General features: G+C 46.6%; 15 protein-coding genes. 5 read left to right on the top strand and 10 right to left on the bottom strand.

Annotated elements, in window-relative coordinates:
• Positions 1–2: 2 nt before the first annotated feature.
• From F0364_RS23625 to F0364_RS23585, 9 genes are all read right to left on the bottom strand, one after another.
• Positions 3–1,616 carry a carboxylesterase/lipase family protein gene (locus F0364_RS23625; protein WP_153800293.1) on the bottom strand — a complete coding sequence of 538 codons (1,614 nt, stop codon included), beginning with the start codon at positions 1,614–1,616 and terminating at the stop codon, positions 3–5.
• Between the two features lie 366 nt (positions 1,617–1,982).
• Positions 1,983–2,246: a hypothetical protein gene (locus tag F0364_RS23620; RefSeq protein ID WP_153800292.1), complete on the bottom strand. Its 264-nt coding sequence runs from the start codon at positions 2,244–2,246 to the stop codon at positions 1,983–1,985.
• 243 nt (positions 2,247–2,489) lie between these two features.
• Positions 2,490–3,185, bottom strand: coding sequence for a toll/interleukin-1 receptor domain-containing protein (locus tag F0364_RS23615; RefSeq protein WP_153800291.1), 696 nt, complete (start codon positions 3,183–3,185; stop codon positions 2,490–2,492).
• An 86-nt stretch (positions 3,186–3,271) separates the two neighbouring features.
• Positions 3,272–4,303: an isoaspartyl peptidase/L-asparaginase family protein gene (locus tag F0364_RS23610; protein WP_153800290.1), complete on the bottom strand. Its 1,032-nt coding sequence runs from the start codon at positions 4,301–4,303 to the stop codon at positions 3,272–3,274.
• A gap of 224 nt (positions 4,304–4,527) precedes the next feature.
• On the bottom strand, positions 4,528–5,604 hold the full coding sequence (locus tag F0364_RS23605) for a cellulase family glycosylhydrolase (protein ID WP_153800289.1): 1,077 nt from the start codon (positions 5,602–5,604) through the stop codon (positions 4,528–4,530).
• Between the two features lie 452 nt (positions 5,605–6,056).
• Positions 6,057–7,634, bottom strand: coding sequence for an FG-GAP and VCBS repeat-containing protein (locus tag F0364_RS23600; protein ID WP_207632845.1), 1,578 nt, complete (start codon positions 7,632–7,634; stop codon positions 6,057–6,059).
• Between the two features lie 412 nt (positions 7,635–8,046).
• A complete protein-coding gene (locus F0364_RS23595; RefSeq protein WP_153800287.1) occupies positions 8,047–9,153 on the bottom strand; it encodes an adenylate/guanylate cyclase domain-containing protein in 1,107 nt (368 codons plus the stop codon).
• Between the two features lie 110 nt (positions 9,154–9,263).
• Complete coding sequence (locus F0364_RS23590; protein ID WP_153800286.1) at positions 9,264–9,800, bottom strand: SRPBCC family protein; 537 nt, start codon at positions 9,798–9,800, stop codon at positions 9,264–9,266.
• 94 nt (positions 9,801–9,894) lie between these two features.
• Positions 9,895–10,194, bottom strand: a complete 300-nt coding sequence (locus F0364_RS23585) for an ArsR/SmtB family transcription factor (protein WP_153800285.1) — start codon at positions 10,192–10,194, stop codon at positions 9,895–9,897.
• A gap of 632 nt (positions 10,195–10,826) precedes the next feature.
• Here F0364_RS23585 and F0364_RS23580 point away from each other — a divergent pair.
• A complete protein-coding gene (locus tag F0364_RS23580) occupies positions 10,827–15,539 on the top strand; it encodes a T9SS type A sorting domain-containing protein (protein ID WP_153800284.1) in 4,713 nt (1,570 codons plus the stop codon).
• A gap of 248 nt (positions 15,540–15,787) precedes the next feature.
• Here the strand turns inward: F0364_RS23580 and F0364_RS23575 are convergent, their stop codons facing one another.
• The gene (locus F0364_RS23575; RefSeq protein ID WP_153800283.1) at positions 15,788–18,106 is read right to left on the bottom strand and encodes a tail fiber domain-containing protein; all 2,319 of its coding nucleotides are present in this window, start codon (positions 18,104–18,106) and stop codon (positions 15,788–15,790) included.
• Between the two features lie 483 nt (positions 18,107–18,589).
• Between F0364_RS23575 and F0364_RS23570 the strand changes: the two genes are divergently transcribed.
• From F0364_RS23570 to F0364_RS23555, 4 genes are all read left to right on the top strand, one after another.
• Positions 18,590–19,087 (top strand): dihydrofolate reductase, encoded by a 498-nt coding sequence (locus tag F0364_RS23570; RefSeq protein ID WP_153800282.1) that lies wholly within the window; start codon positions 18,590–18,592, stop codon positions 19,085–19,087.
• A gap of 73 nt (positions 19,088–19,160) precedes the next feature.
• Positions 19,161–19,958, top strand: a complete 798-nt coding sequence (locus F0364_RS23565; protein ID WP_153800281.1) for an O-methyltransferase — start codon at positions 19,161–19,163, stop codon at positions 19,956–19,958.
• 99 nt (positions 19,959–20,057) lie between these two features.
• Positions 20,058–20,567: a hypothetical protein gene (locus F0364_RS23560; RefSeq protein ID WP_153800280.1), complete on the top strand. Its 510-nt coding sequence runs from the start codon at positions 20,058–20,060 to the stop codon at positions 20,565–20,567.
• A 270-nt stretch (positions 20,568–20,837) separates the two neighbouring features.
• A complete protein-coding gene (locus F0364_RS23555; RefSeq protein WP_153800279.1) occupies positions 20,838–22,400 on the top strand; it encodes a M20/M25/M40 family metallo-hydrolase in 1,563 nt (520 codons plus the stop codon).
• Positions 22,401–22,446: the final 46 nt, after the last annotated feature.

Below are 22,446 nucleotides of genomic sequence, written 5' to 3'. Positions count from 1 at the left end.
GATTAGTTCATGTTTATTTTATCCAGCGCCAGGTAGCGGTCCCTGTTTTTTTCGGTTTGTTGCTGGCTGTTTACGTTGATGTGCATTACCTGCGCAGGGCCGCCACTCTTTACAGGCGACCATTCCGGCACACCGTAACCATTGGGATTACCTGTTTTGATAAAGTTGGCAAAGAAGGCCTGGATGATTTCCGAAACCTTAAAATCTTCCGGTTGCCAGTCATACACCCGGTTGGTGGGCAGGTTGCCCAAAGCATATTCTATTTCGGCGGAGTGCACCGCACCTTTCGCTGGCGGTGCCGGCTTTACTGCAGGTTCGGCGCTTTTGATAACACCACCCGCCAGCCCGGCTACCGCGTTGCCCATTTCGGCACGCATCGCCGGTCTTGGACGTGCATACAGGTAACGATAGACAGGTTTACCGCCTGTCTGGTTCTGCAAATCACTCCATTTCCAGGTGCTGAACCCGATAAAACGGTCTCCCGCCAAATCAGTTGCAGCCTGTTCCGCCTCTTCGTCTGTTGCAGGGTTATAATGTTTTAATATGTCAGCAGCATTGTTTGGATAGATCTTGTTTACGGCTGCGGTAAAGCTGGCTTTGGAAGGTTTTTCCTGCCCCAGTAAAGCGCCGCTGCCCATTTCCTGGGAGTTCCAGCCTACCAGCAATGGCACATGGGCCTGCTCGCCTGCCTTAAAAATTTCCACCGGCGATTTAGGAAAGAAATAACCATCTACCGTTACGGGAAAGCGGCCAAAATCGGGTTTGGCTGTTACTTCCAGCACCGCTTCTGCGGACATCGCTCTCAATGCTGCGAGTGAACCGGCGCCGGCAGCCGTGGCAAACTTCTCCCCCAATTTTTCCGCTTCGCTAAGGGGCGTAGGCGACCGTGAGCCCAGCAGGGAACCACTCTCGCCAATAGCGCCTGCTACCAGGTTTTTTGACAGCGGCGAAGCCATTTGCGCACTTACGGAGAAAGAGCCCGCAGATTCGCCGGCAATGGTAACCCGTTGGGGGTCTCCGCCAAAGGCGGCAATATTTTGTTGCACCCATTTCAACGCGGCATATTGGTCAAGCAGGCCATAGTTGCCGGAAGCATGGTTGGGAGATTCTTTGGTAAGCTCGGGGTGTGCAAAAAAGCCAAAAACGGTAAGCCGGTAGTTAACAGTGACGGTAACGATGCCGCGGCGGCTCATGCTTTCGCCATCATAGCGTGGCTCGGAGCCGTCGCCGGCCACCAGGCCGCCGCCATAGAAGTAAACCAGTACGGGCAATTTTTCGCTGGCTGACTTTGCAGGCGTCCACACATTCAGGTAAAGACAGTCTTCACTCATGCCGTTGGAGCGGAAATTCATGTCGCCGAAAATAGGTCGCTGCATAGCCCGAGGGCCGAATTTATCTGCTTTGCGTATGCCGCTCCAGTTTTTAGGCGGCATCGGCTCCCGCCAACGGAGTTCGCCCACCGGAGGTTGTGCAAAAGGAATTCCTTTAAACGCACGTGTGCCAGATTCATCAACACCTTCTAACACGCCATTAGCGGTGGTAACCTGCAGGGAAGGCTGGGCCAAAACAAGCGATACTATGCTTAATGATAACAGTGAGGTGAGTAGCTTTTTCATGGAAGCAATTTTTGTAGGTGATAGCGGAGTGAATATAACAGATTATTGTTTTTGCAGCTAAAGAATTTGAAAATCATCGGCGAACTTAAGGGGTATAACAGTTAATCGCCCGGCGAAGTCAACACTGCCATGCAACAATACAAACCTGATTATCCGGCTTACAGGGCGGTGGAATATTTGGTGCAATTAAAAAACGGTTTACTATAAATCTGCCCGAAATTTTTTATGGGCCCGGCAGTTGAATAAGAATTGAACTTCGTTGCGTCGCACTCTTGTACGTCCTGAACATTATTCGCCAATTGCCATGTAGCCCGCCCTGGAAAAAATGAAATATTTAGTGATTCGTAAAGCATTGGAGCATGAGTATTACATATACTTGTACCAATTCTCTAATAATTTATTGTTCTCAAATATTTCTATTGAGTAGTGCCCATCACTTTCAGGGAAAAGTTGTATACCTTTTTGTGCATGGTCGATTCGTATTGCCCACTTAAAATCTCCTAAAGTGCTTGTACCAGTAAAGGTTATAGTGTTTTCTGGCGAAACAATAAAAATGATTGCTTCGGGCTCTAGTTGAATTTCTATTGGCTCATCGCTTTGCCAGCAAGTAAACTCTATCTTGTTTATCATCTTGAAAATTAAATAAAAGCCATGAAGAAAGCCACTTGAGGTTGTAGAAAGTAACTTGTAAAATTCCACAGTTCACAACTATCTACCCTGTGGGAAAAGCTGCGTAGCGAATCAACAGTACAAGTGTGCGACGCAACGGCAGCCTCATGTATAACCTTTTGCCGGGAACATAATTTTGTATTTGTATTAAATGGTTGAACCGATATTACTTAGCCGGATAATACACAGAAGCTGATGTTGTATTTATTTATACCCCGTAACAAAATATAAAACAAACCAGGAATTACCGCCATCTTCAGATAACAATACTTCTTCTGCCTCTAAATCCAATTTGCAGTGATAGTCGCCGTTACCATCCAGGTGCACCTGGTTGTTTTCATGGCTTACTTCATTCCAGCTAAACATACCGTCGGAATTTTCTTCCCGCCAGGTTTTGTTTTTCTTTTGCTTAAACGTGCCAGATTTGGTTTTATCCTGGCTGCAATAAGAAACTTCTGTAATGGCAACTGTTTTGGGCTGGCTGCTGATGGCAACCGGTGGTTCGCTAACAGTTGTGGCTGCATGGCCTAACTGGTTTAGCAGTTGTTGCAGAGAGGCCTGGTAATCGCCCGTAAAATTTACCTGCTGCAACCTTTTTATCCTGAAAGGGATGCTGCAGTTGGCAAACAATACAGGAATAACCAGCTTATTATTTTCAAGGGCAAACGAAACCTCATCCAATACGTTGTTGGAGGCAACCGATGTTGGAGAAAGCACAAGAATAACGGTGGAAGCGGCATTTAACGCGGCTTCGATAGAGGCATCCCAACGGCTGCCGGCTTTTATGTCAAGCTGGTCAAGCCAGATATCAACCCCTGTTTGGCGCAGGTCTTTGGCCAGCTTAAGAACAAATTCGGCATCTGCTCGTGAATAGCTAAAAAAGATTGGTGCGGTAGGCATTTGCTTACAATTATGGTTAGTCCTTATGTAAATATATTTCTTTGGCGGCAACGTTTTGTTATGGGGGCAGGTACCGGCCAAATAATTTACCTGTATATCAGCACTTCCTTTTTACCATCGGCATTAATGTATGCCCGGTACATTCCTTCTGTGTTAAACGGCATGGATATGTTGCCATCCCTGTCAACAGCTATCAGCCCGCCATCGCCACCCAGTTGGCCAAGCTTATGCATAATCATTTCCGTTGCCGCTTTATCCAGGCTTTCATGGGCAAGCTCCATCCTGTCGCTTACAGATTTTGCCATAACCAGCCTTATGAAAAATTCCCCCCAGCCGGTACAGCTAACCGCACAAGTATTGTTATCCGCGTAAGTACCTGCGCCAATAACAGGCGAGTCTCCAATGCGCCCAAATTTCTTATTGGTCATGCCACCGGTGCTGGTGCCTGCGGCAAGGTTGCCATGTACATCCAGCGCTACGCAACCTACCGTTCCATATTTACTATCCCTGTTACCGGGCTGCTTGATGGATGCGCCTGGTTTTGCACCATCATGGTCAAGCCTGGTTTTGGTTGAGTCCTCCGCCTTAACGCGTTGCAGGGCATCCCAACGGTCCTGCGTAAAAAAGTAAGAGGGATCAACAATAACACAGCCTTGCTGCGCTGCAAACTTTTCTGCACCGGGGCCGGCCATCATTACATGCTCACTCTTGTCCATCACAGCCCTTGCCGCGGTAATGGGGTTTCTAATGGTTGTTACCCCCGCCACTGCACCAGCCTTCAGGGTTTTGCCATCCATAACAGATGCATCCATTTCATTCTTTCCTTCATTGGTAAACACCGCTCCTTTGCCGGCATTAAACAGCGGGTTATCTTCCAGCACTTTTATGGCTGCTTCCACCGCATCCAAAGCTGCGCCGCCTTTGGTTAATACGGCATAACCTGCGGCCAGGGCTTCATCCAGCGCCTGCCGGTAGGCTTTTTCTTTCTCAGGTGTCATGTTGCTTTTAAGTATGGTGCCGGCCCCGCCGTGAATAACCAGTACCGGTTTTGTTTGTTGCTGCGCAACGCATGAGGTTGTGAATGATAATAGGGCAAACAGGTAAACAATGTACTTCATAACACGGTTGTTTACCTGTGAATATATGCCCAAAACACCGTACAGCGGTTACATTTATCATTCAATGCTGTTTCCTTAATGCAATAGTCCTCTCTTGTTTAATATGTAGTAACCAATTTGCGGCACCTGGCATGGTTTCAACAAAAATTTGGCCCCGCTTGGTTGCGGGGCCAAATGAAGATATGACGGTAATGTTTTGCCAGTGCAACATACCAATGCGCTGTCTATTTCTTACTTTCTGCAATTGTTTTCTTAATGGTTTCAATTTCCTGCGGGTCGTAAGGTGTAAAATCTCCCCGGTACAAATCATGCTGCCAAACAGTAGGCTCAGGGTCGCCGGGGCGGTGGCCCCAGGACAACTCGGTTTGCGTTTTGCCGTTTACCAGGCCCCACAGCATGCACCCTACATTCTCTTGTTTAAATACAGGCAAATGCGTGGCCACTATAGATTTCCTGGGGCGGTTAAGCCATTCTGTACACACCAGCGGGCGGTTGTATTGCTTTAGCTCCTGTATATGCTTTTGTAAAGCTTCCTTATCATCGTAGTTATGAAAGCTGATGATATCCGAAGCGGGCAGCGCTATATCGTTCAGTCGTTTGTTCCTGTCAAAAACACCAACGGTTAGCGGCTGTATGGGGTTAACCTGCCTTGCCCAAACAATTACTTTTTTCAGCAGTGGAAATGTAGCAGAGCCAAGGCCGCCATTGGTTGGCTCATTGTACAGGTCCCATGTCATAATCCTGTCGTCGTTTTTAAATCTTTCCATTACCGCTTTCACATATTTTTCAATACGTGGATGCGTTGATTCATCCACCACCATGCTGTGGCCGGGGCTGGGCGACCATGACCACGCATACCATCCCTTCAAAGGTTCGGGTTGTTTGCCAATCTTTGGGTCATGCTCAATGCCAAATACGCAATCATCAAATAAGGCAGGCATAAATTTTATTTTGTGCCTGCTGCAAATGGCCATAAAAGTATCCAGTGTATTTAAGAAATAAGCCGGGTCATCCTCATATACCGCAAACTGCAAAACAGCCCGCAGCACGTTCATGCCACTTTGCTGGGCCAATGCCAGTTCCTTATCAATGGCAACAGGGTCAAAAGTTGTTTTATCCCACATGGCAGTATAGTTAATGGCGTAAGCGGGTATGTAGTTAAAGCCACAAAACCAGGGTTGGCTGTTGTACCAGTCCCATATCTTTTTTTCAGGCCAGCGTTCCGCGGGTTGCTGAGCTTTTGTATAGGTTGATAACAGGACAAACAAGAGGCATGCAACCGGGACCAGTGTTTTTTTCATACAGCTATTTTTTATAGAGGTTATACTTTTCAAATGCTTTTTCACAGCTTTTTACATCTAACATCACGCATCGTACATCTTACATATTTAAGTACTTCGTACTTATTTACATCGTACATCCCACATCAAACATCTAACATAAGTAAGTACTTCGTACTTCTAACTTCGTACTTGGGGTGCCCCCAAGCTATCGCAAGGGGTCGGGCTTTCCGCTCATACTCCGGCACAAGGCCGTGCTGCGATGGCCTCACCGGGGTATCCGCTTCAATCCCTCACCCGTTAGTGTAACAGGCTTATTAGTTTACAGGCAGGGAAATGTGCGAAACACGGTCGCTGCAAGCGACAAAGTAGTACCGCGGAACTGCAAGTTCCGCAGAGCGGCTGCGCCACTACTGTTCAGTCATTACACACATAGAACATGTGCATTAGCATTTGTAGCCTTGTAGAAAACATTACTGCGATACACTTTCTAAAATAATAAACAGGGGGCCTTTACGCTGCGGGTTATTACTGGCAAAGTCGTTACCGATGATAAGGTCAGGTTTGCCGTCTCCATTAAAGTCTCCGGCATCCATGGTTAGTGCATTTGTAATACCTGTGGATGGTGGCGCCCCAAATACATTAAAGCTAAGGCCGCCTTTGTTTTCCAGGTAAAAAAACCATTCTTCCGGTTTACTGGCATCGGTAAAATAACCTATCACCGCAAGGTCTGTTTTACCTGTTTTACGGAAGTCGCGGGCTATTACTTTGTAACAACCATTTACAGGGTAGAAGTATTGCTGCGTAAAATGGTTGTTACCGTCATTAACATAAATGTAAACGCCGTGGTAAGGTTTAAGAATGGGCGTACCATCGCCGTTATCGCCGCAGGCATATACAATATCAGTAAAGCCATCGTTGTTCATATCAGCCAGTTCAAAAGATGTAGAGCCATACACCGGCGGAAAACGCAGCATTGTTGATTCGTCAAATTGCCCGTTGCCCTTGTTGGTAAACCGGATGATGGCTTCATCGCCCTGGGCAAATAACGCCCAAACATCCTGTAACCCTGTTTGGGCATTGCGCACAAGCTGCACTTTAACGCTGCCGGGAAGGTTGCGCAATACCTTTTTGTCGTATTTGCCGGTACCTGTATTCCGCATCAATGTTAGCGAGCCGGTAAGTTTTCCAAATTCGCAGATGAGAAAGTCGGTGCGTTTGTCATTATCCATATCGGCCGGTAATACCTGCACCGGCCTTGCAAGACCGGTGAACAAGGGGGCCTTTACCTGTAGTTTGCCGGAAGCGGAAACCACCACAGGAAAAACGGAGCCATTCCTGTCTTTATCAGCGCCCATCCTAAGCTGGTTGCCCATGCTGCAGGCAAATATTTCACCGTTGTAAAACTGCATGTCCACAATCATACCGTTAACATGGGCAGAATCCAGGAAACCATCCTGGCTAAACAAAAACAGTTGTTGAGAATTGGCATCAAATACAAACAACCGGGCCGGGCTTACGGAATTTTCAATCTTTACACAAGAAGCCCAGAGGTTAGGCCTTACCAAAAAATCCGGCGCAGGCAACAGCGAGAAATAGGGCAAGCCAGGGTTAGCCGGCACAATGCCGGCCGGCCGCTGCAACGCTTCCGGTGCGGCAGCATCGTAATAGGCCAGTATGCTTTGCCACTCGGCATCTGTCATGGCTGGTTTTGTTGGGTAAAAGCCCTGGTCTTCCTGCGCAATGGATTGTACGGAGGGTGTATGTATGCCCAGGTTAAGCCCCATTTCAGGCAAAAGCGTTTTCCATGATTTTTTATCAAGCAAAGAAGGGTCTGGCAACAGGTGGCAGCTTTGACAATATTGGGCGGCCAGTGTTTTACCCTGTTCATACGTTGCGGATGGGATGGCAGCGATGCCGTTTTCTTTGTTACCGGTGAATAGTGTTTTGCTTAATACAGCCATAACAGCAATTGCAGCTATGACGATAACGATGATGGTTTTCTTTGATTGGTTTTTTCCTATGGCCTGCCCAGGTGTTTTTGACTTCATGGATGCCAAAGCTAATTTACCCTGCGCAAAATGCGACATTAATGGCAATAGATAATTAGACGGAAGCCGGTAAAGTATGATTACGGCCCAACTAAATGTTGCTCCTGTAAAAAACTCATGTCAGGTTGCCTATTGTCATGCTGAGTTTATCGAAGCATTGTCGAAACCGTGAAACAAGATGATTTTGTTACCCCGCCTTCGACAAGCCTTCGACAAGCTCAGGCTGACAGTATTATGTAAACAGCATTATTGCACACTGCCTGCCGGCAAAAGAAACAGGAAGTGTGACCTAAGGGTGAGGGATTGAAGCGGTTACCCCGGTGAGGCCTTCGCAGCAGAGGTTTTGTGCCGGAGTAATAGCGGAAAGCCCGACCCCTTGCGCAGCTTGGGGGCACCCCCTAAAAAACCTATTCTAAAAATGCATTGTTTTACCGGCAGGCGCCAGCGCATGCAGCAATACTTCTTTTTCCTTACCACGCAGTTTAATAGCGCCCAACGGCCGGGAAACGTATTCTTTGGCAATCTGCAGGCCGGAGAGCAGGTCTGTGGATGCAATGACTTCAGCATTAAATTCCCCGCATTTGTTCAGTATCCTGGAAGCAGTATTCAGCACGTCGCCGGAGTAAGTAATGTCCCGCTTGATGATGCCCACTTCGCCGGCAATTACACGGCCGCAATGTATGCCAGCCTTAAAAGAAGGCACCAGGCCATAGCGTTGCATGTATTTGTCTTTTTTCTGCTGCACCAGCAATTTCATATCAAAAAAACACCGCAGGCATTGCAGGTTCTCTATCCCCTCGTCATACTTCCAGGCAATAACCACTTCGTCTCCTACATACTGGTATATATTGCCCTTGTTTTCAAGTATAGGGTTGGTAATGTCGGCAAAAAAATCTTTCAGCAAAGCGTGGTAAACTTCATCGCCCAACTTTTCCGCAATGCTGGTAGATGAGTTAATATCCAGGAACATGAATATCCTTTGTTCTTCTTTTGGAGTATTGTATTTACCGCGTATAATGTTCCAGAAAGAGCCCTGGCCAAACTTGTTGTTTACCTGCAGCATTAACTGTGTTATGGCCACCACAAATGACCATGCTATCAGCGCTTTGAAGTGCGATGTGTCTTTCAGGAATTTTTTGAAAGCTGCGCCGGCAGCGGCATCGGTAAATATATTGCCCACCCTTAACGATACAATAACCAGCCCCATTAAAAAGGTTACCAGCGCCACCACCATTACAAAAGAAATACTTACGGCAACAATGGTATAGCCATAAGGTTTATCCTGGTATTTTACGTTTACATAAAACACCAGGAAGCTGCCCCCCAGCAATGCACCAACCAACCCGGCGCCAACGTTGCGGGCAACATTTACCATGAAAATATATTCGGCGGAAGGCCCGAGGGAGCTTGAAGTAAGCAGTACCAAATGGTCGTACACAGATATAAGGAACCCCATCAGCATCCAGGTTATGATGATGATTTTTAACTGCTGCAGCTTAAGTTGTGTTCCTCTTTTCATAACCCATAATACGTGATGAACAACGGCTGTTTACCCGCGGTTACATAAACGGATGAATGTTGTTTTTTGCGGTTATCCCTGCGCTTGCAGAATGTATTTATTGACTGTAATTATTGCTCCGCCAGTTTTTTTAACCTTGCCAAACCGGTATCATACTTCTCTCCCATCATTTTATCCATATCAATAAAAAGCAGCATGGTGTTCATGGGATAGCTGTACCTGGTATCAAAGCCCCAGTTTACTTTAGTGCCGCCACTTACTTCATCCAGTTGAAGAAACACATCGGCTTCGCCTTTAAAGGGCTTAATAAAATTAATGTGGGATTCTGTACGGCTCATGGGTTCCAGCTTGGTAAAGGTTTGATTACCGGCACCTACATCGTTGTTGCCCTCCCACTTATACACTGAGCCAACTGTACCCTGTTGCCCTTCGTAGGAGATCTGTATATTGGGGTCGGGGTCTTTCCAGGGGTTCCATTTGTCCATTTGTTCAAATGAGTTAACAAGGCCCCAAACTTTTTCGCGTGGCGCATTAATGGTAATGTTTTTTTCAAGGTGATAATCTTTGGAAACAAATAATCCCGCGATTAATACGAATATGATCAGGGCAAGAACAATGATGCCAATTACTTTAAGTACTTTTTTCATAATTACAGGTATAGTTTAAATAGCTAATAAGCAATCTATGCTGTTTTCTTAAAAGTGAGAGATTGATAGTTCGAAAACTCGGCAATACCTTTACTCACGCTGTTTCCGTTTTGCAAACCCCGGGCTGCAAAGCATTAACTTTCGCATACTGGTGCAGCCAATCCAGTACCGGTTCCAGCTTATCAAGGCGTGCCACGCAATATCTTTCACGGCCACGGGGCCGCACTACCAAAAGGCCGCTTTCCCTTAATATTTTGATATGCTTGTACACAGCGGCCCGGCTTATGGTAAAACCTGCGGACAAAGTGTTTATATTCATCGGCTGCTCAGCAATCATGCTGATTATCTTCCTTCTTGTTGGGTCTGCTATAGCCTGGAACACATCTCTCTGCATGTTTACAGCATTGATTAGGTACTGTAAAACTATATGAAACATACAGGTTGCATGGGCAGCATTTATGACAAGCAGGGGCGCTTTTAGCGCCAGGTTTAAGGTTTCTTATAACCGGTTATATCAACCGGGCACAACAACGAATTACGTTTTTACTGGTCTCAGCCATTTAGTGTGTGAGCATAATTCCACAAAATAAAATACCTGACAAATGTTTAGCTTTTAATATTTCCCTATTTTTACCGCGTTCAGCCACTATAAACACCAGGTAAGTTTATAGCAGGCTAAAACAATCTGTACGCCGCCATCCCCACATGCAGGCGTTAACGCTACTACCAAATTGTAAAAGGTTTATCTGAAGCAGTAGTTGTTGCTGTTGCTGAATTGCAATGCTGTAAGCATTAGGCAATACAATAGCTTATTATCTAATTTAAACAGGAGTAAACCTTAACAAGCATCCGTTTCACTATGAAAGCTAAAATACTCGTTTTTACCGGCAGCCACTGCTATGCAATAACCTTAGCGCCTTTTCTGTCAAACATTACAATACGGTCAGGCACCGCAAACCCGCCTCCAGCATAGCCACACTCTTTTATCATACCGGCACATTCAATTTACCACCTAATCAATACTTTATGAAGTTCATCTACCCTTTTATTAAACAAAAGAGCAACCCTTTACTTATTTCCTTTTTTATACTTGTACAGTTGCTGGCTGTAATGTTATTGCCCTTAGCAGGCCATGCCACCAACTACACAGTTAACTCCACCTCAGATGCAAACACCGGCAGTGGTACTTCCGGCACATTGCGTTACTGCATTACACAGGCTAATGCCAATACCTCAGCGCCGCATACCATCAACTTCGGCATTTCCGGCACCGGCGTAAAAACCATCACTCTAAATTCTGCGCTGCCCATAATTACCAGGCAAATGACCATAAACGGTTACAGCCAAACCGGCGCCCTGCAAGGCCCTATTGCATCAAGAACCTTAACTATCCAACTTATTGGATCACCTGCTTCTCCCATTGCTGATTTTTTTGATATACAGGCAAGCAATACAGAAATATGCGGCTTGGCGTTTGCCACCACAGACAGCAGCGGCGGTATAGGCTCGTATGCCCCACAAGGCACTACTGTAAGCGGCGTTAAAATATGGGGCAACTATTTTAACACAGATGCCACAGGCAATACCACCACCGGCAGCGGATATATAATTTCAGCGTTTGGCAAAATTTCCGGCAGCGTTTCAAACCTGCAGGGCTGGGTAATTGGCACAGATGGAAATGGCATTAATGATGCCAATGAGGGCAACCTGTTTGCCCATGCAACACAGGCCTCTACTTATGGCACTGTAGAACCATTGCGCATTTTTTTCTGCGACAATTTCATTATTGCTGGTAACACCATCGGGCTTAGAAAAGATGGCGTAACACCCCTGCAAACCTTTACCACCAGCGGCCAGCAGAACTACGGCATAGCCCTTGTTAACTGCACCGGCTTCAGGATTGGAACAGATGGTAATGGCGTTTCCGATGCACTTGAGCGCAACATAATAGCCGGCATGCGCCGCTATGCCATTGTTATTTTTGCCAACCAGCAAGGTGGCAACTATTATAACAATACCGGCGTTAATGTGTACTACCCCATCGGTACCAATTACGATGTTAACAGGCTGGCCGGCAACAATGTTATATACGGCAACTATATCGGCACGGATATTACCGGCACCGGTACCGGCGCCAACCTGGCCAATGGCGGGGGCATCCTTTTATCGGGCACAACATCCAACACCATAGGTTCATCAACCAACGCATCCCAACGCAACATAATTGTAAACACCCGGGAAAATGCAGGCACAGGTATTAATATAAGCGGGGAAAAGTTTAATGGCAACCCGGTTGCCACCAGCAAAAACAACCTTGTTACAGGTAACTATATCGGCCTGTTGGCCGATGGGATAACCGCTTCGGGCAATAACACCGGCATCCTGCTGTATAGCGGCGGTACGCTTTCCGCAACAGACACTTCCGTTTATAAGAATACCATTAGTAAAAACATTATTGCCAACAGTACTTCCGGAGGCGGCATCAACCTGTTCCCTACCGGCAGCAGAGGCCTCGTGTTCGATAATACATTTACACAAAACACCATATACAATAACTACCTGCTGGGCATTAACCTGGGCTCATCCAACAGCGATTGGTTTGTAACCCCCAACGATGGCGCATTAAGCACACCCTCCGCCAGCAATGCCAACCGCTTGGCAGATTACGGCATCCTTACGGTTGACTCTCTTGCCGGCAACACACTTTACCTTGAAGGATATGTAGGAAACAATTCCGCAGGCAACGCCTTGTTTGCCAATGCCACCATAGAATTTTTTACTTCCAACAACAGCCCGGCAGACCAAAGCGGGCAGGTAATCAGTGGCGATGGGCTAAACTCAGCCCACGGCGAAGGCCAAACATACCTGGGTACCCTAACAGCCAATGCCAACGGCCTTTTCAGCGGAACCATAGATGTTACAGGCAAGGGGCTTGTTAAAGGCAGTTCTTATATTACCAACACTGCTACCACCAACACGGGCAGCACCAGCGAATTTTCAGCCAACATATTACTGGTAACCATACAGGGTACAGTTTATAATGATGAAGACGGGCTTACGGACAGCAGGGTTGATGGAAACGTTTACAGCGGCAGTGGCCTTAAAGCTGTGCTTTTCAATACAAACTCAAGCCAGGTAACGGCGGTTGCCGATGTTGGCGCTGATGGCGCCTATCTTTTCAATACAGGCGTGGTGCAAGGCGCAAGCTACGCGGTTTTTGTTACCACCGCAACCGCTACGGTTGGCGCATTAATACCCCCGCTAATGTTGCCTTCAAATTTTGCCAGCGTGGGTGAATTTCTGGGTACTGGCAACGGCAGTGATGGAAGTGCGGACGGCTACCTGCCGCTGGGCCTTGTTACAGGCAATCTCATTAATGCCAACTTTGGTATTGAAGAGTTGCCTACGGCGGGCAGCGGTACAGTTACGGTGGGCAATCCCAATGGCGTTAACCAGGTAGTCATTCCGCCCAATGCCTTTAGCAATACAGCAGCCAGTACAGATGTTGCACCGGGTATTGTAACATCCATACGTATTACAGCCATTCCCACCGGGGCCAGCAGCATCAAAATTGGGTTTACCACCTATGGCCCAGGCTATGTCAGCTTTCCCGCAGGCGGGGTAACCGTAGCGGCTGATGAAACCGGCAGGCCAACAGAAATAATTTCTGTTGACCCAACGGCAGATGGCCCCACTACGGTTACAATACCATTTAAAGCGGTTGATAATGCAGGCAAGGAATCATCCAATACAGGCGCCGTTACCGTTACCCTGGTTGATAATAACTGCGGAAGCATACAGGGAAGCACCAACAAACTGGTATTATTAACGGCTACAGGTACAATTACCGACCTGAAGGCTGGCGACAAACTGCTGAAAGAGAATGCCATTTTTACCAACAACGCCTGGTACGATGCTGTAATAACTATTACTGCAGAAAATGTACCCACGGGCTCCTTAATAGTAGATAACTCTGTTAATGGAAACGGCAACCTTTCACTAAGTGGAATCAGGCCGGATGAAAATCCTTATGTAGTGTACAATATTAAATTTGTGCAGTCAGGCTCTGCCACAAGTTCTAACCCCGATGGCACTCCGGTAACTCTTTCCAATATATCCTTAACTATTCCTGATATTGATGGCACCGGATCATCATCTTATGTAGATGTGGCTGGCTACGCTACCAGCTTTGCACCTTCATCTGTACAATTAGGCAGCAGCCTGCAAAACAGTGGTTTTGTTTCCGGCGGGCCCGGTAGTGGGTATACTTATTACAGGCCAAAAACCATCCCGGCCGCATCTGTTCCTTCCACAGATCCTGCCTATCGTCTTGCGGCTGTTAAAAGCAGTTACAGCAATGCTGATTTTGTATTTGGGGTAACAGCCGGCGCTACGGTCAATTCAAATGCCAACAGGCTGTTTTTTCACAGTTTTCAGCAGGCATGTTCTCAAATAAGCGGCAATGTTTTTAACGATACCAGCGGCCTTGCAAACAGTACAGTTGATGGCAGCCCTGTTAATGGAAATGATATAGACGCCAGCATACCAGGCAGCCAGCCACTGTACGCCAGCCTGGTACAGTCAGGTGTTATAACCAGTACAGTGCAGGTTACAGCACCCGGCACATACAGTTTTGTAAACATTCCCAATGGCACTTACAGTATCGTTTTACATCAAAGCTCCGGCGGCAGCACCACCCCATCCCTTCCGGTTAACTGGGGCAACACCGGCGAAAAGAATGGTACAGGTACCGGCAGCGATGGCACGGCAGATGGTATTTTGTCTGCCACACTTGCTGGCACAAATGTTACCGATGCAAATTTTGGTATTGACCGTTTTCCTGAAGCCACTTCTTTTACTTACGAAATAAGCCCCGTACCTACCCGTGGCGGCACCTATCCAATGGACGGCAGTTACCGCAACATGTTTCCGCTGGATGGCAATGACCCGGAAGAAGGCAGCCTGGGCCAGGGTGCTACATTTGTAATTACAGGCTTTAACTATATGAACGGAAACCAGCTTTCGTATAATGGCGTGCAAATAAACGGGCCGCTTACCATTGCAAACTATAACCCTGCATTGCTCACCGTTACGTTTAACCAAAACGGCAATTCCGGTTTCAGTTTTAACTATGCTGTAAAAGACTGGGCCGGGTTAAAATCCCCCGAGGTTACTTATACAGTTTGGTGGGGTTCAGCGGTGCTTGCAGTAAAACACATAGATCTTTCCGCACAGCAAATTGGCAGCAGGGCACTTCTAACCTGGGCAGCAACAGGAGAAACAAGCAATGAGATTTTTACTGTTGAAAAAAGTGCCGATGCTTTCAACTGGGCAGCAGCGGGTACCGTTAAAACACATGCAGGCAATGGTAACAATAGCTACAACTTTACAGATAACACACCGCTTGCAGGCAGTAACTTTTACCGCATCAGGCACACTGGCGCCAACGGCGTAAGTATTTACAGCCAAACCAGGCATTTGCGTTTTACCGGCGCATGGCAGGTATCAGTAACCCCCAATGTAACGGCTGGGCAAACACTTGTTAAAGTGTACAGCAACCAGCCGCTCAAAGCAATAAGGGTTATTAATGCGGCAGGCCAAACCTGCATCAGTAAAACGTTACTGCCAGGCAGCCAGATACACGAATGTAATATCAGCACTCTTCCAAATGGCATTTACATGGTACAACTAATCAACAGCGGTAAAGATAACCGCATGCTTAAGTTGCTAAAAAACTAAATTGAACCTTCATACAAAACGCCGCTATAAAGCGGCGTTTTGTATGAATACTGTTTTTATGGGTCCGGCAGCAGGAACTGCCATTGGGCGTCCCTTGCGTCGCACTCTTGTACGCCACCGCTATGGGCAGCTACAGGCTACACATCCCAAAGCAGTTTTCCCGGCAGCAACCAACTTTATCATGCACCGGGCATTCGTACACTACCGGGTTACAGCATAGCGTCCCATACTATAAAACTAACCAGTCTTTACCTGCCTACCAGCATTTTTTTACTGCCCACCAATTTACCATCTACTACCAAAGCATAACTGTAAGACCCTGCCGCCAGCGATGACCCGTCCAGCCGCAACATTCCCCGGCCCTGGCCTGAAATGCTGATTTGCTTAAGCGTTTTTCCGGCGGCATCATACACTACTACCTGTGCGGAAGAAAACCTTGCAGGAAGGTTGTAATTAATAAGTGTGCTCCCTTTGAAAGGATTGGGTGAGTTCTGGGAAATATCTGCATCAGTCACGTTAGCAGTGGCGGTTTTCTTCTCCAGCAATGCTTCCAGCTTTTCAAGCCGGGCTTCCAGGGCGGCAATTTTTTCGTCTTTGGCATCATTTTGTTCGCTTAACTGTTGTACGGCTTTTACCAACGGCACAACAAACTCACTGTAGCTTAAGCCATATACATCCTTATCACTTTCAGGTTTGTAAACTCCACTAAAATCATAGTTGAGTTTTTTAGCGGCCGCTTCTACTTCCTGTGCCACAAAGCCTGTGTACAGTTTCTTTTCTTTTTCAGTTATTGCTTTTTCCTCCATTTCATTTTTGCGGTCTGCCGATGCGTCCGCCGTAGCTCCTGCTGTTCTTGACGCGGATGTTGATTGCTGGGGTTTAATCTTCTCATTCAGCCCGCGTACATCATAATGGTAGGTAACCGGCCGTAAAGCTTTAATAAAATCAAGCCCCGGAACATTTTCTTTCATGTCTTTTTTATACCTGCCATCAGAATAAATGACAAAACTTCCCGCAGCCCTTACTGACGTTACGGAAGTATTACCCAGCATTACCTGGTTGCTGGCTGTGATGATGGCATTGTAGCCCAGCGCTGTGGAATTGCTGTAACCATTTGCGTTAACATTTGCATAAGTGCCCAACGCCGTTAAGTAGAACCCTGTTTGATTGCTGGTTAAAGTGGATAACCCCAGGGCTGCATTATAGCCGCCTGAAGTGTTATTGATAAGGCTGGACAGGCCAACAGCGGTATTGCCCGTACCTGTATTGGCGTTAAGTGAATATCCGCCTACACCAGTGTTATATGCCGCTGTAGTATTTGCCCTCAGCGAATTAAAACCTATGGCTGTATTAGAGTACCCGGTGGTGTTGGAGTACAAGGCTTTGCTGCCTACAGCCGTATTTACGTAAAACCCGCTAACATTGGCACTTTGGCTGTAGAGGGCAGAGTCTCCAATGGCTACCAGGTTATGCCCGGTGGTATTGGCAAAAAGGCTGTGGCTACCAAGGGAAGCGTTGCTGTAACCGCTGCTGTTATAAAACTGGGAGTAAAAGCCGATAGCATCATTATCGTTGCCAGATGTATTTTGCTCCAGCGCATATACGCCTAAAGCATTGTTATTACTGCCGGTTGTATTATTAAGCAGGGCCCACACACCGTTGGCGGTATTTCTTGAACCGCTTGTTGTGCGGTACAGCGCCTGGAAACCTGTGCCCGTATTATCGTAAGCGCTGCCGGTGGTTGCAAACAAGGCCTGGTAACCCAATGCCGTATTGTAACCACTGGTATTATTGGAATACAGTGCCTGGTAACCCACGGCTACATTGTAATAACCTGTGGTATTAGAGTACAAAGCTTTGCTGCCTACAGCTACATTTTTATAATTGTTGTTGTTGTTGTAAAGCGCAGAATCTCCAACTGCAACAGAGTTAGCGCCTGTTGTATTCTTGTTTAATGCCCTGAAACCAACAGCCACGTTAGAAAAGCCGGTTGTATTAGCCAGCAATGCCTCAGAACCCAGTGCGGTGTTGTAGGAGCCTCTGCTGGCAGCCAACGCGTTATACCCTATACCGGTGCTGTTAGAACCGCCGGCGTTAGCGTACAGTGCCCGGTAACCTACGGCGGTATTAGCAGCGCCGGTAGTATTGCTGTAGAGGCTTCTAAAACCAAAAGCCGCGTTATTATTACCTGTTGATAAGGTATTAAGCGATCGGAAACCTACCCCGGTATTATTATTGGCAGTAGTAATATTGTCTAATGCGTAATTACCTACACCAAGGTTGGAGGCCCCGGTTAGTGCGGGGTTGCCCGCATTACGGCCTGCAAAGAAATTGTCCGTACCGGGTGCATGCAAACTAAGGTTACTTCCAAAATAAAGACCTGTACCAAGGTAAAAATTTCTCCATGTTCTGGCGGAAGTACCCAGGTCTCTCGCATTATTGGCACTGGGTATTAGTGCCTGGTTAATATTGGTTGGGCTTGTTAAATTGGAAAGCGTTTGATTAGCTTGCGCAAAGCCTGCAATGTTTAGCAACAACAGTAGCACGGCGCATAAAGTTGGTTTCATGTGTTTTTGTTTAAAAGTTTACCCGCTTGCACAAATGCAGCAGGCGGTTAGTACAATGGTTTAAACGAAAGGCTTTTCAGGAGCTTTCTGAACACAGCAAAATAATATGCTGCGTGCAGTTAACGGGTTGCTGAAGGCTAAGAAAACCTCCAGGCTTTTCGATGTTGGAGATCAGACAGAATTAAAATTTCACAGGAGAGGCTTTCTCCCTTGGATTATTACAGTATTACCGGAAGATGTTTGTAAAATACTCCGCCTTTTAGATTTTGTCAATAGCCAATGAAAAATATCACGAATGCTTTTTATTAACTGGCTTTAATCAGGTGTTATCCGGGATAAATTATGTTGTTGGCGGCGTACAACATTTTTTTACATCACAGCTCCGCTCAAAGTGAAATAGCTGCCTTAGCTGCCGTCACTCCCTGGAAAACGGAAGCCAAATATCTTTTTTAGTATTACCAGTCTATACCCTATTTTCATTGAATGAAAATAAGTTTAGTCGTAGCCGCGTCAACAAATAATGCCATTGGAAAAAATGGGGAACTGTTATGGACCTTGCCTAACGATATGAAATTTTTTAAGAACATTACATGGGCTATGCCGGTGGCTATGGGGCGTAAAACATTTGAAGCCCTAAACAGTAAACCGCTTAACGGTAGGCTGAATGTTGTGATAACCAGGCAGAAGAACTTCAACGGCAATGGCGTTGTTGTGGTAAACAATTTAAACGATGCCATTTTTATAGCAAAAGAGCAGGATTACAAGGAGTTAATGGTTATTGGGGGCGGCGAAATTTACAGGGAAGCCATCGCCATTGCAAACACCATTTATATAACCCGTGTACACCATGTTTTTGAACATGCCGATGCTTTTTTCCCGGAAATTGACGAAATGAAGTTTACACTTGAAGCCAACCAGGATTTTTTTAAAGATGAAAAGCATGCTTATGACTACAGTTTTCAGCGCTGGGAAAGAATTTAACTGCCCCTAACCCGAAAGCTCTTCCGGGAAACAAGCATAAGCGGTAACCGGCAACTTGCTTACATTTGCCGCTATGTACTCCAAACTGCAGCTTCTTAAAAAATTTATTCAGTATCGTGTTGCCGCATCTAATGGAAAAGGGCATGGTGTTCACTCACCCTTTGTGTACGAGTTTATCCGACACGTATTGAATGATGACCGCACTTATTACTGCTACCAGCAAATTGAGCAGCTAAGGGAAAAGCTGAAACAGGATGACCGGGTGTTAACTATTGAAGACTTCGGCGCCGGTTCAAGGGTAAATCCACATTATGAACGTTCTGTATCCTCCATTGCCAAAAGCGCATTGAAACAAAAGAAATTCAGCCAGTTGCTTTTCAGGATGATTAATTACTACCGCCCGCAAACAACATTGGAATTAGGTACTTCCCTTGGTATTACAACGGCCTATCTTGCCGCAGCAGATACCGGCGCCAAAGTAATTACCATGGAGGGCGCACAGGCTGTTGCAGATGTTGCCAGGAAGAATTTTCAAAGCCTTAACCTGCACAATATCTCGCTGGTGCAGGGCAATTTTGATGATACATTACCCCCATTGTTACAACAACTGCCGGTAATTGACTTTGCCTTTATTGACGGCAACCACCGTAAAGATCCCACTGTCAACTATTATCATAAACTGCTGCCAAAAACAAATGCCAACAGCATTCTTATTTTTGATGATATACATTGGAGTGAAGAAATGGAAGCTGCCTGGGAATACATTAAAAACCAGGAAGCTGTAACACTGTCTATTGACCTGTTTTTTATAGGCATCGTATTTTTTAGGAAAGAAAGCAAAGTAAAACAACACTTTACCATTAAGTATTAACCTGCTTTTATTGTACCTTTTATGGTGGTTTATTAAAAAAGTTATGCCCGTTGCAACAAACCGTGCTTATTTAAAGTCATAAGCACCTAAACTGTTTGCATGAAAAACATTTACCTGCTGATTGCTTGCTTCTGCCTTTCCACCTTTTCTTCCTGCAGTAAAGATGGGGTCGGTACGCAGGTTGAAATTTACCTTCTTAAGTCATTTGAACTGGTACCGGGAAAATGCCAGGTAAATACGTCAACAACGGTGCTTGAAGATCAGCCTTTTATAAGCAACAGCGACATAAAAAAATACTCCAGGCTACAGCATGAGTTTACGCTTGCCCCCGGTACCTGGCAAAAATTCTTCCATCTTAAAGGCAGGGAGGTATTTGCCGTTACGGTAAACAAAAAAGTTATCTATTACGCGGTGCACATGCCCATTTACTTAAGCTCCACCTGTTTTGAATCCATCACCATGAGGGCCTTTGGCGGTAACGATACCGATGTAAAGCTAACGGCAGCATTAGGCTATCCCGGGCAGGGTTCCGGTGCTACTGTAAATGATGAGCGCAACAACAACACACTCATTAATGCCCTGCGCAGCCAGGGTAAGTTGCGGCCTTAGCAAACTGCCTGCAAAAAGAGCGGCCTGTTACACTTTTGGGTGAGGGATTGAAGCGGTTACCCCGCTGAAGCCTTCGCAGCCCGGCTTTGTGGCGGAGTAATAGCGGAAAGCCCGGCCCCTTGCGCAGCTTGGGGACACCCCCTGATTCTTATTCCCACGCAAAACATCCATCGCTCCAAACTTCTTTTTCCTGCTTGCCATCCTCTTTTACCTGCTCGCCGATTTAATTTGGCAACACTGTTTATTTCCCTTGCTTTGAAAATAAAACACATGAGAAAGCTACCGTTTGGTTTATGTATGTTGCTTCTTATTTCCGTCAACGCTTTTTCGCAGGAAGAACAGGTTGACAATACCGCTATTCAAAAAATCCGCACGGAGGGCCTGGAGCATTCACAGATAATGGATATTGCTTTTCATCTTACAGATGCCAGCGGCCCAAGGCTTACCAACTCCGCCGGTTACAACAGGGCGGCCAGCTATGCCAAAGAATCTCTGGCACAATGGGGCCTGCAAAATGCAGCTATTGACCCCTGGGGTGAGTTTGGCAAAGGCTGGGAACTAAAGAAATGTTATGTGGCCATGACGGCGCCATACTATAAACCGCTTATAGCTTATCCAAAAGCCTGGTGCGCCGGAACCAATGGCCTGCAGCATGCGGAAATAATAGTAGTAAGCCTGAAAGACTCTACTGAACTGCCCAAATACAAAGGAAGGCTGGCCGGCAAAATTATACTTGCAGAGCGTACCGAAACCTATAAGCAAAGTTTTGAGCCCGATGCAAGCCGTTACACTGATGCAAGGCTGGATACGATGGCCAACGCCAAAGTTGAAGAGCGCCGTCCCGATACTGCCGCCCGCCAGCGAAGGGAGCAGTTAATGAACGGCTTAAGGGCACAACAGCGCCTTGCCACATTGTTGAAAAATATGGCGAAAGAGGAAGGTGCTGTGGCCGTAGTGAGTGTTGGTAATAAAAACCACGACGGTACGCTTTTTACCCAGGGTGGTGGCCCTTACAAAAGCAGCGACCCCGAAAACTTTCCGGATATTATGCTGGGCATAGAAGATTACATGAGTTTTCAGCGCCTTGCCAAAGCCGGCATACCGGTACAACTGGACGTAGAGGTGGAAACCAGCTTTCAAACAAAAGACCTGCAAGGCTATAATGTAATTGCTGAGATACCCGGTACTGACCCAACACTGAAGAGTGAAATAGTGATGCTCGGCGGCCACCTTGATTCATGGCACACGGCTACAGGGGCCACAGATAATGCGGCTGGCTGTGCCGTTATGATGGAAGCTGTAAGAATTCTGCAATCCCTTAAGTTGCAGCCCAAACGCACTATCCGGATTGCCTTGTGGAGTGGGGAAGAGCAGGGCCTGCTGGGCTCTAAAGGTTATGTAAAGAAAACTTTTGGAGACCCCGCCACCATGAAGCTTACCGCCGCCCACGAAAAATTTTCCGCCTATTTCAATATTGATAACGGCACGGGTAAAATACGTGGCATTTACCTGCAGGGTAACGAAGCCTGCAGGCCTATTTTTTCCCAATGGTTCCAGCCGTTTGCAGACCTTGGGGCAAAAACAATCACCTCCGGCACTACCGGCGGTACAGACCATCTTTCTTTTGATGCCGTTGGGCTGCCTGGCTTCCAGTTTATACAAGACCCCATTGAATACAATGTTCGCACACACCACAGCAATATGGATACCTACGATCACCTTATTGAAGAAGACCTGAAGCAGATGGCCACCGTTGTAGCCGCGTTTGTGTATAACACAGCACAGCGTACCGATAAAATACCCAGGAAGGAACTGCCGAAACCAAAGAGTTAGTAAAAAAAGATGGGCCCATCGCCTGAAGGGATTTTTTATGGGCCCG

This window comes from Foetidibacter luteolus, assembly GCF_009650435.1.
Taxonomy (GTDB): domain Bacteria; phylum Bacteroidota; class Bacteroidia; order Chitinophagales; family Chitinophagaceae; genus Foetidibacter; species Foetidibacter luteolus.
This window is presented reverse-complemented; position numbering and strand designations above follow the sequence as displayed.